The organism is Polynucleobacter corsicus (genome assembly GCF_018688255.1).
GTDB lineage: Bacteria > Pseudomonadota > Gammaproteobacteria > Burkholderiales > Burkholderiaceae > Polynucleobacter > Polynucleobacter corsicus.
On sequence record NZ_CP061314.1, the window covers coordinates 1,911,791 to 1,924,885 of the forward strand.

Annotated in this window: 17 protein-coding genes; 7 read left to right on the forward strand and 10 right to left on the reverse strand. The window is 46.3% G+C overall.

Annotation, left to right across the window (positions count from 1 at the left end; genetic code table 11):
• Positions 1–18: 18 nt before the first annotated feature.
• The 7 genes from C2747_RS09840 to C2747_RS09870 are packed head-to-tail and all read right to left on the reverse strand — an operon-like array spanning position 19 to position 4,722.
• Positions 19–636 carry a hypothetical protein gene (locus tag C2747_RS09840; protein WP_251374756.1) on the reverse strand — a complete coding sequence of 206 codons (618 nt, stop codon included), beginning with the start codon at positions 634–636 and terminating at the stop codon, positions 19–21.
• On the reverse strand, positions 599–1,615 hold the full coding sequence (gene lipA, locus C2747_RS09845) for a lipoyl synthase (protein ID WP_216863441.1): 1,017 nt from the start codon (positions 1,613–1,615) through the stop codon (positions 599–601). Before lipA ends, C2747_RS09840 begins: the two co-directional genes overlap by 38 nt.
• Entirely contained in the window at positions 1,612–2,256 is a 645-nt protein-coding gene (lipB, locus tag C2747_RS09850; RefSeq protein WP_215331622.1) for a lipoyl(octanoyl) transferase LipB, read from the reverse strand. Before lipB ends, lipA begins: the two co-directional genes overlap by 4 nt.
• Positions 2,257–2,265: 9 nt before the next feature.
• Positions 2,266–2,535: a YbeD family protein gene (locus tag C2747_RS09855; protein ID WP_046330922.1), complete on the reverse strand. Its 270-nt coding sequence runs from the start codon at positions 2,533–2,535 to the stop codon at positions 2,266–2,268.
• Between the two features lie 32 nt (positions 2,536–2,567).
• Positions 2,568–3,284 (reverse strand): alpha/beta hydrolase, encoded by a 717-nt coding sequence (locus tag C2747_RS09860; RefSeq protein ID WP_215331623.1) that lies wholly within the window; start codon positions 3,282–3,284, stop codon positions 2,568–2,570.
• A gap of 22 nt (positions 3,285–3,306) precedes the next feature.
• The gene (locus tag C2747_RS09865; protein ID WP_215331624.1) at positions 3,307–3,615 is read right to left on the reverse strand and encodes a (2Fe-2S) ferredoxin domain-containing protein; all 309 of its coding nucleotides are present in this window, start codon (positions 3,613–3,615) and stop codon (positions 3,307–3,309) included.
• 12 nt (positions 3,616–3,627) lie between these two features.
• Positions 3,628–4,722 (reverse strand): VanZ family protein, encoded by a 1,095-nt coding sequence (locus C2747_RS09870; RefSeq protein WP_215331625.1) that lies wholly within the window; start codon positions 4,720–4,722, stop codon positions 3,628–3,630.
• A 46-nt stretch (positions 4,723–4,768) separates the two neighbouring features.
• Here C2747_RS09870 and C2747_RS09875 point away from each other — a divergent pair, with 46 nt between their 5' ends.
• Both C2747_RS09875 and C2747_RS09880 read left to right on the forward strand, forming a co-directional pair.
• Positions 4,769–5,569 (forward strand): biotin--[acetyl-CoA-carboxylase] ligase, encoded by an 801-nt coding sequence (locus C2747_RS09875; protein WP_215331626.1) that lies wholly within the window; start codon positions 4,769–4,771, stop codon positions 5,567–5,569.
• Positions 5,566–6,399: a type III pantothenate kinase gene (locus C2747_RS09880; RefSeq protein ID WP_215331627.1), complete on the forward strand. Its 834-nt coding sequence runs from the start codon at positions 5,566–5,568 to the stop codon at positions 6,397–6,399. Before C2747_RS09875 ends, C2747_RS09880 begins: the two co-directional genes overlap by 4 nt.
• A 1-nt stretch (position 6,400) precedes the next feature.
• Here C2747_RS09880 and rfaE2 read toward each other — a convergent pair whose 3' ends face one another.
• The gene (rfaE2, locus tag C2747_RS09885; RefSeq protein WP_215331628.1) at positions 6,401–6,892 is read right to left on the reverse strand and encodes a D-glycero-beta-D-manno-heptose 1-phosphate adenylyltransferase; all 492 of its coding nucleotides are present in this window, start codon (positions 6,890–6,892) and stop codon (positions 6,401–6,403) included.
• Positions 6,893–6,994: 102 nt separating this feature from the next.
• Between rfaE2 and C2747_RS09890 the strand changes: the two genes are divergently transcribed.
• Genes C2747_RS09890 through C2747_RS09910 form a run of 5 tightly spaced genes read left to right on the forward strand, consistent with a single transcriptional unit; the run spans position 6,995 to position 11,797 of the window.
• Positions 6,995–7,558, forward strand: coding sequence for a glutathione peroxidase (locus tag C2747_RS09890; RefSeq protein WP_433915520.1), 564 nt, complete (start codon positions 6,995–6,997; stop codon positions 7,556–7,558).
• A complete protein-coding gene (locus C2747_RS09895) occupies positions 7,558–8,946 on the forward strand; it encodes an NAD(P)/FAD-dependent oxidoreductase (protein ID WP_215331630.1) in 1,389 nt (462 codons plus the stop codon). The genes C2747_RS09890 and C2747_RS09895 overlap by 1 nt, the downstream gene beginning before the upstream one ends.
• On the forward strand, positions 8,947–9,732 hold the full coding sequence (locus C2747_RS09900) for a DUF1365 domain-containing protein (RefSeq protein ID WP_215331631.1): 786 nt from the start codon (positions 8,947–8,949) through the stop codon (positions 9,730–9,732).
• Positions 9,729–11,024, forward strand: a complete 1,296-nt coding sequence (locus tag C2747_RS09905; RefSeq protein WP_215331632.1) for an SAM-dependent methyltransferase — start codon at positions 9,729–9,731, stop codon at positions 11,022–11,024. The genes C2747_RS09900 and C2747_RS09905 overlap by 4 nt, the downstream gene beginning before the upstream one ends.
• Positions 11,021–11,797, forward strand: a complete 777-nt coding sequence (locus C2747_RS09910; RefSeq protein ID WP_215331633.1) for an SDR family NAD(P)-dependent oxidoreductase — start codon at positions 11,021–11,023, stop codon at positions 11,795–11,797. The genes C2747_RS09905 and C2747_RS09910 overlap by 4 nt, the downstream gene beginning before the upstream one ends.
• A 9-nt stretch (positions 11,798–11,806) precedes the next feature.
• On the opposite strand, the gene C2747_RS09915 is transcribed toward C2747_RS09910, so the two are convergent.
• Both C2747_RS09915 and C2747_RS09920 read right to left on the reverse strand, forming a co-directional pair.
• Complete coding sequence (locus C2747_RS09915; RefSeq protein ID WP_215331634.1) at positions 11,807–12,469, reverse strand: thiol:disulfide interchange protein DsbA/DsbL; 663 nt, start codon at positions 12,467–12,469, stop codon at positions 11,807–11,809.
• A complete protein-coding gene (locus C2747_RS09920; protein ID WP_215331635.1) occupies positions 12,466–13,074 on the reverse strand; it encodes an SPOR domain-containing protein in 609 nt (202 codons plus the stop codon). The genes C2747_RS09915 and C2747_RS09920 overlap by 4 nt, the downstream gene beginning before the upstream one ends.
• Positions 13,075–13,095 lie beyond the last annotated feature (21 nt).

Here is a 13,095-nt window from a genome sequence, read left to right on the forward strand (position 1 = left end):
TTGAGTTTCATCTAGAAACTATTCCGGATGAAACTCATCAAAAAAATTTGAGTACGCCTCTTCAGAGAAAAATGTTTTGGCATCTACACGAGCTGATGCAGTGTGCAAAACTGAGACCTGATAAATCCAAGCCCCATTATCTGGCGTCATTCTGGTGATCCAACGAACCCGCATTGACTGCTCTATCCTGCCAGAAGATTTAAATTCTAAAAAATAATCTTTAGTAGCTGCGCGCTGTTTATTTGCAGTCCGATATAGAGCTTCAACACTAACAGCACTTTGCTGATTTACATTTGCGCGGCTAAATAAGTTTCCTTGCAACTGCTCCAATAAATTGGGCGCCAAGCTTACTTGATCTTTACTAAAACGAATCGCACTCACCGAATAAATATCATCATCAATCTTTACCGCTTCTAAAGTTTGTGGAATTTCTTGGTTTTGATATGGCAGTCGTCGCTCAATCTTTTCAGGCTTACCCGGAAAGAGGGCACTGTAAGCCTCTTGTGGAGACTGCACAGTCCGCCAATCTAATTTAGGACTACATGCAGCAAGTAAAAATACAAGCGCTAGAACTACACCAAACTTTTGAAGCATGGGTTTAGATAACACCTGCGCTATGTGCTTGTTCGTCAGCATGGTAGCTAGAGCGCACCATCGCGCCCACGGCAGCATGGGAGAAGCCCATTGCGTATGCCTCTTCCTCGAATTGCTTAAACACATCTGGATGGACGTAACGCTGAACTGGGAGGTGATGACCTGACGGCGCTAGGTACTGACCAATTGTCAGCATATCGATATTGTGCTCACGCATATCACGCATCACCGCCAAGATCTCTTCATCTGTCTCGCCCAATCCCACCATCAAACCACTCTTAGTTGGAATGTGTGGAAAGCGCTCTTTAAAGTCTTTTAATAATTTCAAGGAGTGCGCATAGTCTGCGCCAGGACGTGCTTGCTTATACAAACGCGGTACGGTTTCTAGATTGTGATTCATCACATCTGGCAGGCCTTTTGGCGCGTGCTCAGAAAAAATATCCAAAGCCTTGTCTAAACGGCCACGGAAATCTGGCACCAAAACTTCAATACGTGTGTTCGGGGAGAGATCACGTGACTGAGAAATGCAATCTACATAATGCATTGCACCACCATCACGTAAATCATCGCGATCTACACTAGTAATCACCACATAATTTAATTTCAGAGCAGCAATCGTACGCGCTAAATTACCCGGCTCTTTTGTATCTAATGGATCTGGTCTGCCATGGCCAACGTCACAAAATGGGCAACGACGTGTGCATTTATCGCCCATGACCATAAAGGTAGCCGTGCCTTTACCAAAGCACTCGCCAATATTAGGGCAGCTTGCTTCTTCGCAAACTGTGACCAATTCATTTTCTCGAAGAATCTTTTTAATCTCTGAGAAGCGGGAATTTCCAGAGGCGGCTTTTACTCGAATCCAATCGGGCTTTTTGAGCACTTGCTCCAAGGGAATGATCTTGATCGGAATACGTGCAGTTTTCTCACTCGATTTCTGCTTGCGGGAGGCATCGTAATTGAGATCCTGGCGACTATTAATAGTGGCAGTGGTGTCGAGTTCCGGCTTATTGGTGGTCATGATGAAATCAGTTGCTTTTGCAAATGCCCTAAAAGGGTTTGGCTAATAATGTCTATATTGTCCTTGATCCCAAGAGTTTGCATATCTACAGTCCTTAAGCCCTCATACCCACATGGGTGAATACGGGCAAAAGCAGCTAAATCAGTAGATACATTGAGGGCAAGCCCATGATAGGAGCATCCCTTGGAGACCTTGAGACCCAGTGCAGCAATCTTGGCGCCTCGGTACTCCGCCTGCATTGAACTCTCCTGCGCAATATAAATGCCAGGCGCGCCAGCATGTCTTTCTGCCTGAATACCAAAATCTGCCAAGGTATCAATCAAAGCCTGCTCGATTCGGGAGACAAGCTCTTTTACAAAAATACCCGAACGTCTCAGATCAAGCAGTAAATACACCACGATTTGTCCAGGCCCGTGATACGTGATTTCACCACCACGATCAACCTGCACTAATGGTATTTGATTACTAGGGGAATGTAAGTTACCCGCATCCCCCGCTAAGCCCAAAGTAAAGACCGGGGGATGCTCCAGAATCCAAATTTCATCTGGGGTATTGCTATCTCGCTGCTGCGTAAAATCCCGCATCGCTTGATAGGTTGACTCATACTCAGCTAACCCTAAATGTTTTACTAAAAAATGCATACCGATAATTTAGAGGACAACGCTAACCAAAGGATGCGTAGATAAAGTGCGATACAACTCATCTAACTGCTCTCGGCTGGTAGCAGTGATTGGCAATGTAATGCCTAAATAATTTCCATCTTTGGAGGGTCGCTGCTCAACCTTACTCTCATCGAAGGTAGGATCAAATTGGCGAGCAATGTGCAAGATGGCGGGCAAGTATTCTGGATTGGACTTACCCATTACCTTGATTGGAAACTCGGATGGATATTCGATGAGGGATTTTTTATCTTCAGTCATGTGCTTTTATCTCTCTAAATTTTCTGTTTACTTTATTGATTGCGGTGATCGGGCATACCCAACCAAGCGCTAGTAATGATGTTGCGTATGCAATGCAAACGTCGATGGAAAAAATGATCAGCACCCGGCACCACTTGTACCGTTAACTCTTGGGGACGCGCCCAATCTAAGACATCGATCAAGGGAATGGTTTCATCTACCTCACCATGAATCAAAATCGTATCAGCAGGCACGGGCGCTAAGACCCATTTGCCAGCCGCACTACCCACCATGACGAGCCGCTCAGCTGGGCGCCCTAGCTCTGCCAAGCGCTGTACCAAATGGGTTCCCACAAAGCTGCCAAATGAAAATCCAGAAACCACTAAAGGCAAAGTATTGGCAGTCTGTACCCATGCCTGTTGCGCAGTTCCCTCAAATTGATTCCAACTAGAAGGGGTACGCATCCAATCAGTGACGTGCAGTAAGTCTTCCATCTCGCCAACACCGTCATCATGAACTCCGGCAGTAGTCCCTACCCCACGAAAATTAGGACGCACACTAAGGTAACCCAGTTGATTAAAAGCACGTGCCATGGTTTGCGCAACCTTGTTATCCATCGTTCCGCCCATTAGTGGGTGTGGATGCGCAACCAAAGCCAAACCTCTCACCAAAAAATCAGGATTATTTTTTAATTCATCTGGCAGATCAATCGACATTTCGATTTGACCCACAACACCATCTATATGAATTATTTTGGTACGGCTATTCATGAGAAAGCTTTCTGAAATCTTTTTAAACTAACTGCAGACGCTCTACTGGGCGCCCCTGTATTAAGTGTGACTGGATAATTTCTTCGACATCTTCAGTATCAATAAAGGTGTACCAAATACCCTCTGGATAAATCACCGCCACCGGGCCATAGGCACAACGATCTAAACACCCTGCTTTATTAATGCGGATGTTTCCTGGGCCAGATAAACCCAACTCTTTGACACGCTTTTTTGCATAATCAAAAAGAGCAAAAGCATTATGACGATCACAACAATCTTCGCCGTTACTGCGCTGGTTTAGGCAGAAAAAAACATGATGTTTAAAACTCATAGGTCATCTCAATCAAGGTTTTAAATTAAAGTTGGCTCTATTTCGGAGTACCCAAAATAACGCTAGTGGCAACCATACTACTGAAACCCATTGCATTAATTCATTAAAGTGTAATAGTCGACCTTGATACCAATGTCGTAATGTCAGAATGAAATACGGGTTGTCTGGCAGGAGATTAATTACTAAGGTGGCAGTAACTAAACAAGCGATTGCAAGCCAAGCTTTGCTTGGTGCAGAAAACTGGAGAGCCCATCTGAGCAATAGACTGCCCAACACCATTCCCCAAATAGCCCCTGCGGTGAGCCACAACAAACCAAATTCTGCCCCGAACTGCAATGCAGTAAAGGCAATCTTTACTACAACGGTGAAGCAAAGCAGACTATTGAGAATTTTCCACTGAGGCGCTTTTGCACGCATCCCCAAAGATAGCAAGAGTCCGGTGCCGAGCCAACAGACTGCCGTAATAATGGATTCCTGGATGACATGATTGACCACCATGGTGCCCCAGTCGACGGAGGAAAAAATCGCGTGACCCCATACCCCCGTACCCAACCAAGAGCTTTGGGGATAGATCTGAGCCCAAGGGAAAAGTAAAAATAAAGCGCAAGCAGCCCAGTTCACACCAAACCATTGGTCAAAGCGACGACGTATTGCGCTCCCAGAGAGCCACTGGGGGCCCAAGGGAATGGCTAATAAGCCACCCATCAAACCGCCCAATACATTGGCCCACCAATCCATTTGGCTCGGAATGCGAGTGGGCAACCAAGTTTGTAAGGACTCCACGCTAAAAGCCAATGCCGCACTAAAGCTCAAGGCGACGCTTAAGGCAACAAAATTGCGCCAACGGGGGTAGCAGGCAAAGACCAGCAGAAATCCCAGGGGAATATAGGCCAAGACATTGACTGACACATCAAAGAGCGTAATAAAGCGGGGCAAGGGGGCATCCAACCATGCCCATGGGGGGATCCCATTGGAAAAGTTGAAATCAAAGGGATTTAGGCTCACATAGATGATTAAAAGCGCATAGCTCAAACTAATGGCCCTAGCCAAAGGCATTGCCTGGAGAGGCCAAACAAACTTGCGAGGACGCTGATCTTCGTATTGCATTCCCTTATTCTAGGTCAGCCAGCCTAGATCTTTCTACAATAGAAAAATGAGCCCGAATTGCATTCTCGAACGCGTTGCCACCACCAAATCAACTAATGATGATTTATTAGCTCGTTGGCGTGCAGGTGAATTGATTGATCCCGTTGCACGTATCGCCCACGATCAGACCTCTGGTAAGGGTAGAGCTGGCAGAGTTTGGCTTTCCAACCCTGGAGATACGTTGTGCTTCTCCTTAGCCTACCCATTCGATAAACGCCCTCATGAACTGAGCGGACTTAGTCTAGTCATTGGACTAGCAGTTATTGCCGGCATTGCTGGAGCTTTACAGATCAATGAAACCACTCTTCATCAGCAAGGTCTTAGACTGAAGTGGCCCAACGATTTACTGCTGAACAATGCCAAGCTTGGTGGCATCCTCATTGAAGGTGGGCAGAGCAACCCAAGCTCACCCACTTGGATGGTGATCGGCCTGGGCCTGAACTTACGTAATGCAGAATTGATTGCACAGAACTCAGCAAATCAAACTTCTTTTACTGCCGCTGCTTTGGATCAACTCCCGCCTCATCACACACCGATTCCCGATACGGAGTTTATTTGGCTAAAGCTGATTGAAGCATTTGAAAGTCATTTAACCCAATTTGAAGAGTATGGGTTTAGCTATTTTAAAGATTCCTGGTCGCACTGGGATGCCTTTAACGGTCAGTCTGTTTGTATATCAGGCGCCGGCAAAGAGTCCGTCACTGGAGTCTCTTCCGGAGTGGATAACTCTGGCGCCCTTATTCTTCATCAGCATGACAAATCTATCGCCATTCATGCGGGCGATGTTTCTTTGCGAGTTCAATCATGAGTCTGTATTTGGTATTTGATCTTGGCAACACCCGGCTAAAGTGGGCCGCAGTCGAGTCTACTCAAAACATTGCAGACCGCAATAAAAAACTGTGGGCATACTCTGGGTCGATCAGTACTAAATCTTTCCAGTCAGCCGAACTACGCGCTGAGCTGTCTGACTATATTTCTAAAACTTTACCTAAGCCAGATGCTATTGCCTTTTGCTGCGTAGCAGGCGATGCTGCTATTGAAAATCTACGCAGTCTCTTTCCGCAATGGCAAGATCTTGAGTGGAAACAATTTACGGGCAGCAGTCCCTACCAAGGCTTACGAACACTCTATCAAGACCCCAACAAATTGGGCGCAGATCGATGGGCCGCTCTGATTGGCGCAAGAGCCCTCTCCAGTACCAATACGCTAGTGATCAACGCTGGGACGGCCACTACCATTGACTTGCTGGGTGGTAATGGCGTCCATTACGGCGGCTGGATTTTGCCAGGCTTAAGTCTGATGCAAGAAAGCTTGCAACAAAATACAGCCCAACTCCCATTAGCAGCTCGCACTAACAAGCCTGAGGCTCAAGCGAGCTTTGGCAGCACTACAGATGAGGCGATTACGGGTGGTTGTGATGCGGCGCAAATGGGAGCAATCCTACGCGCAGCCTACCTAGCTAAAGGGATGAATCACCCAGTTGAGCAAATTTGGCTTGATGGGGGCAATGCAAAAATTTTGGCAAATGAAATTAGACAGTTTCCAGAGTTAGCAGCAATGCCAGTAGAGCCTATTGAAGGTTTAGTGCTACGTGGGCTTTGGGCTTGGCTCTTACAAAACTTGAAAGCCGCCAAGTAAGTCAACTGGTGCGGATCTTACCTAATAGGGTTGTTGTGGAGCGCTCGTATAAAAATGGGATCGCAACCGCTGCGCCACCCCAAGTTTTCACAAGGCGGGTCTCCTCCAGGGACTCAATTTCATAATCTCCGCCCTTAACGTAAATATCGGGATGAATCTTGGCAATCAGATTCACTGGGGTCTGCTCTGTAAATAACACTACCAAGTCGACACTCTCCAGTGCTGCCAATAAAGCCTGGCGATCAGCCTCGGTATTAATTGGCCTGTCATCACCCTTACCCAGCATCTTGACCGAGGCATCTGAATTCACCCCCACTACCAGGCTAGCGCCCAAGGCTCTGGCTTGCGCTAGATAACTGGCATGCCCTCTATGCAGGATATCGAATACGCCATTCGTAAATACTAGGGGTCTCGGGAGTGCCGTAATCCGAGCCTCCAGCTCCGTCGGAACGCAGACTTTAGACTCGAAAGAAGGTGGGGATAATGAGCTCATAGCGCCATATTAATGGCATTGGGCTAGATTCAACGATATTTGCCAGAATGTCTTAGACTTGGGCATCCCCGTTCCACCCAGAGGCCCAAAATGATTCGTTATATGCCACGCTACTTACTGGCACTACTTTTTTTGCTGACAGTAATGCCATTTGCAAAGGCAGCTCCACCTGCCGGCAGCTGCAGTCCGCTTTTATCTCACACCTTTCCACGATTGCAGGATGAGGCGCCTCAAAGCCTTTGCCAATACCAAGGCAAAGTCATTCTCGTTGTGAATACAGCCAGTTTTTGTGGCTTCACGAGCCAATACGAGGGTCTTGAGAAGTTGTACGCCAAATATAAAGACCGTGGCCTGGTTGTATTGGGGTTTCCATCAAACGATTTTGGTCAACAAGAGCCAGGTAGCAATAAAGACATCGCTGACTTCTGTAAAAATACCTATGATGTGAAATTCCCCATGTTCGCTAAGAGCTCAGTTAGTGGCAGCAATCCAAACCCACTATTTAAAATGCTCATAGCTAAAACTGGAACGGCACCGAAGTGGAATTTTTATAAGTACCTGATTGATCGGAACGGAAATGTAGTCGATTCTTTTGGCAGCATGACAAAACCAGCAAGCAGCAGTATTACTGGTGAAATAGAGAAACTTCTTGGAGAAAAAATTTAGTGGGTAAGAAAAAAGTTGCCATCATTGGCGCTGGTATATCTGGCTTAGGATGTGCATACGCATTAAGGCAGCACCCAGATTTAGAAATCACCGTATTTGAAGGTGGTAACCATATTGGCGGCCATAGCAATACTGTAGACCTCACACTAGAAACTCCTCATGGCCAGATAACTCATGGAGTCGATACTGGATTCTTGGTATTTAACCGCAAAACCTACCCGCGCTTAGTTCGTCTATTTGAAGAAATTCAGGTTCCGATTGCGCCATCAGAAATGTCCTTTTCAGTATCCATTGATGCGGGAGGAAAAAACGGGCGCAGTAAAAAAATTGAATGGGCTGGCAACGATCTCAACTCCTTCTTTGGTCAAAGATCTAATTTATTCTCCTTGTCATTCTGGAGAATGGCCTATGACATCTTGCGCTTTAATCGCCTCGCCACTCAACTCGCAGAAGAACAAATTACTGCCAAACTTGAGTACTCAGAACCAGATGAGCGCATTAAAGATTTTCTAGATCGCAATCGTTTTAGCACCAGCTTTAAAGAAAATTATTTCCTGCCAATGATTGGCGCTATTTGGTCATGCTCTGTTGAGCAGATGCTAGAGTTTCCGATTCAGACTATGGTCCGCTTCTGCCATAACCATGGTCTCCTGCAAATCCAAAATCGCCCGCAATGGCTTACCGTTAAAGGCGGATCCCGAGAATACGTCAAGCTTTTAGTAGCGGATTTAGAGAAACATGAAGTCCATTTTGTCCGTGAATCCGTTTCTCGAGTCAATGCGAGCAAATCGGAAGACTCTCCAGTTGAAGTGATTACACTCTCTGGGCTTCACCAGTTTGATGAGGTGGTAATGGCATGTCATAGCGATCAAGCACTAGAGTTGGTTCATGGCATCGATCAAGACGCACGCAATATTTTGGCCTCGGTTCCTTACCAGAAGAATCGCGCAATTTTACATACCGATATCAATTTCTTACCCGCTACTGAACGTTGCTGGGCAGCATGGAACTACACCGCAAAATCTGGTGCAACACCGACTGCACAACAACACGTGAGTGTGAATTATTTAATCAACCGCCTACAACCTCTACCCAAAGCATTCGATGGCACACAAGTTATTGTGAGCCTGAATCCACTGACAGATCCTAATCCAAAATTGGTGCATGAAGAAATCCATTACTCGCATCCTGTCTTTGATATGCGCGCTGTGCAGGCACAAAAGGAACTGCCTTTAATTCAGGGGAACTCTTCAATCTGGTATTGCGGAGCATGGACAGGGTTTGGCTTTCATGAAGACGGTTTGCGCTCTGGAGAATTGGTGGCCATGGATCTCATGGAGAGTATTTCTCATCGCGTTCAATCAAACTCCATTAAAGATTCTCAGTAAATGGATTTGCCAACGATTAATTTTGGAGCGGTAAAGCATCGACGCTTTCGTCCCGCTATTAATGCATTTGGCTATGGCGTATTTACTTTATCTATTCCAATGCGTGCGCGCAGGAATAATCCAATATTACTCAGTCAGCATGGACTCAAAGATAAGCAGTTTGGACTTTTTTCCTTTTTTGACCAAGACCATGGATTAGGCGACGAGAACAGTCTGTCCTGGATCGAATCGATTCTTGAAGAAAATCACGTTCATCATGATGATGGTGAAATTTGGTTGCACACTTTTCCGCGAGTGCTCGGCTATGTCTTTAATCCAGTCAGCTTTTGGATCTGCACCCAAACCAATGGTCAAGTGCGAGCGGTACTAGCTGAAGTAAATAACACCTTTGGCGAACGACACTGCTATCTACTCCATCATGACTCTGGTAAAGCCCTGCAATCCGGAGAGACGCTTGTGAGCAATAAGGTATTCCATGTCTCGCCCTTTTGTGACGTCCGAGGGGAGTACCACTTCCGCTTCTTATTTCCCCAAGATAGCAATTCAAGGCGTAATATTGTTTGTCGGATTGAGCTACACGAGGACGGCGCTCCATTAATCAACACCAGCATCAGCGGCCTTACTCAACCCTTGACTAAAAGCGCTCTCTACATAGCCTTTCTGCGCTACCCCCTCATGAGTCTGGGTGTCATTGGCCGAATTCACTGGCAGGCATTGAAATTATGGCTAAAAGGTGTACCCTTTCACTCAAAACCTAAACCACCAGAACTTGAAGTTACTCGATGAATCGCCCCGGTCAAACACTGCTATCCCGCCTCACCTTCTCTCGCCCTGAAAGGCGAAAGTCCAAACCTCAACAAGGTAATGCAAGTACAACAGCCCTATTGGGTCTTTTGGCGAAATTGCGCAGTGGGCACCTAGTGCTCACCCTTCCTAATAATGAAGTAAGAGAATTTGGCAACATCTCAGACCAACTACATGCAGAAATTCAAATTCTAGATTGGTCCGTATTTAAACAGGTTTTATCTCATGGTGATATCGGATTCGCTGAAAGCTATATCCGAGGCGAATGGAATACCCCCGATCTCAAAGCCGTTCTAGAGCTAGCCATTCGAAATCGTACTATCTTAGATAAAGCAATTTATGGCAGCTGGTTTGGATCCATAGCCTATCGCCTGAGGCATTGGTTTAGAGACAATTCTAAATCCGGAAGCCGTAAAAATATTCACGCGCACTATGACCTAGGCAATGCCTTTTATACGCTTTGGCTAGACCCCACAATGAGCTACTCGAGTGCATGGTTTTCTGAGGGTGATAAGCAATCACTCATGGATGCCCAGCGCGCAAAAATCAAACGTATCCTAGACTCCATCCAGGCTAAAAAGGGCGATCAAATCTTAGAAATAGGCTGTGGTTGGGGCGGCTTCATGGAAGAAGCCTTACGCAATGGCAACCAAGTCACTGGTCTGACATTGTCGACGGAACAAAAAGCGTTTGCAGACTCTAGACTTCAAAAGATTTCTACAGAAGTAAGTAATGCAAAGCAATTTGAGGTTCGGTTGCAAGACTATCGGGACTGTAAAGAGCAATTTGATGGTATTGCCTCCGTTGAAATGTTTGAAGCGGTTGGTGAAAATCATTGGGCTGAATACTTCCAAACAGTTGCAAAACGACTCAAATCGGGTGGCCGAGCCTGCATCCAAACTATCGTAATCGCAGATGATTTATTTGATCGCTATCGTCAGAGTACTGACTTTATTCAACAGTATGTGTTTCCAGGGGGCATGCTCCCCTCTCCAGCTAAATTCAAGGCTGCTGCAGCTAGTGCCGGTCTAGAACTTGAGGCAGAGTTTGCCTTTGGTGCTGACTATGCCAAAACCTTATGCTTATGGCGCGATAGCTTTAATCACAAGATTGAAGAAATTTATCGCCTTGGTTTTGATGAGGCATTTATTCGGCTCTGGAATTTTTATCTCATGTATTGTGCCGCCGGATTTTCTGAAAAGAATATTGATGTGGTGCAGTACACCCTCAGACATCAAAATGTCATTCACTCAAGTGATGCACTGCGCCCATGAAACAAAAAGGAATAGATTCTTTTGTAAATCAACGGATTTGGGTCATTGGGGCTTCCAGTGGTATTGGTGAGGCCTGCACAACAGCTTTTATCAAGGCGGGTGCAAAAGTTGCGCTCTCTAGCCGTCGTGCCGAGCGGCTAGATACTCTCGCACAATCTGCGGAGCCAGGACAAGCCCTAGTGCTTCCATTGGATGTCACCCATCAAGAGCAACTCGACTCTGCCTACCGAAGCATCCTAGAAGCCTGGGGTGGCTTAGATCTACTGCTGTTTGTCTCGGGCGTATATACCCCCTTACGTGCTGATAATTTTGAATTTGAGATTGCACAGAAAACCATTGATGCCAATCTACTGGGTCCCATGCGGGCGGTCAGCATTGTGATGCCAGATATGCTCAAGGCGCATGCCGGTCATATTGCCATCGTTGGTAGCGTAGCGGGATATAGCGGACTACCTAAAGCTTTAGCGTATGGGCCGAGTAAAGCAGGGATTATTAATTTCTGTGAAACCCTGTATTACGACTTACTGCCGCAGGGCGTGAGCGTGCATATGATCTCACCGGGATTTGTTGCGACAGAAGCTACCGCACAAAATGATTTTGAGATGCCGGCGCTCATCACTGCAGATAAAGCCGCACAAGAAATCCTTGCAGGACTGCAGGCTGGAGAGTTTGATATTCACTTCCCCAAGCGGTTTTCAGGATTCTTAAAGTTCCTCAGAATCCTGCCTTACCCGCTTTACTTCTGGATCATTCGACGCTTCGTCAAGATATAAGAGCCTGAATTACTTGTACTTATCCTTGCGGATTTTCTGCTCTAAGTAATCCATTACCGCAATCGCTTTTGCCTTGGTTCCAGCAATAGATGGGGATGTGACGTAGCGGCCTTGCATCACAATTGTTGGCACACTATCAATACGATAGGCATCAGCCATCTGTCTTGCAGCACGCGCTTTAGATACAACGGCAAATGAGCGATAGGTAGCCAAGAAAGTATTGCGATCGATGCCTTGTGAGGCCACCCAATCAGCGATCTCATTTTCTGTCATGAGGCGCTTGTTTTCTTTATGCATGGCATACATCACTTTGTCATTCATTGCCTCACCTTTACCCATAGATTCCAGGGCATAGAACAACTGGCTGTGCGGCATGAAATCATCTCGGAAAGCCACGGGCACTTTACGGAATGTCACATCCTTTGCTTGGCGCTTAAGCCAGGCATTGAGCTCTGGCTCAAAGTCATAACAATGGGGGCATCCATACCAAAAAAACTCGATAACTTCGACCTTCCCTTTGGTCTCAACTGGCTGAGGGGTAGGCAGAATACGATAATCAAACCCCTCCTCAATCTTGGGACTTTGCGCAGCAGCAAGGCCTGAAAAAGAAAATGCTAATCCAAGAATCGTGGCAGATAAAAAGGCTCTTTTAGATTTAGATAATGTAATCATGATTTGCTAGATTTAATGACACTCGGTTTAATGCCCATGCCAGTTAGCTTATCACGCACGGGGTTGCTTTCTTCAACACTGTTGTAAGGGCCAACACGCACACGCCAAAGCGTATTACCCTCACTGCTAATCTCACTTAATTGCGATTGAATACCCTGAATCGCTAAGCTCGCTTTTTGTGCATCTGCATCGGCACGCTTATTAAAGGCACCCACTTGTAGAAAGTAAATAGCATCTGATTTTGCAGCAGGAGCTATATCTACCGGCTTCTTACCATTAGCTAAATCAGCAATTGGATCTGGCGCATTAGCGGCAGGTGCTGCAGACTTGCCTTGCAAAGGCTTGTTCAGATCTAGAGCCTCTGCCGGGGGAGTCGCTTCACCTTCCGCCGGCGCTGATCCCGATTTAATTGTTAAAGGAAGATTGGGAGCTCTAACTCCAGGGCGCTCTTGCGGTGTGTTTTTAGAAAGGTAAAAGGCAATCACAAAAGCAACGCCGAGGCCAACACCAAGCCCTAAGATGAAGCCAAGAATAGTGCCGCCATACTCCGGACTCGAAGACCGGGTCTTTGGAGTGAAGCTGGTGTGTTGATTGTTTGTTTTCATCGTATCCCCATCCTTCTTTTT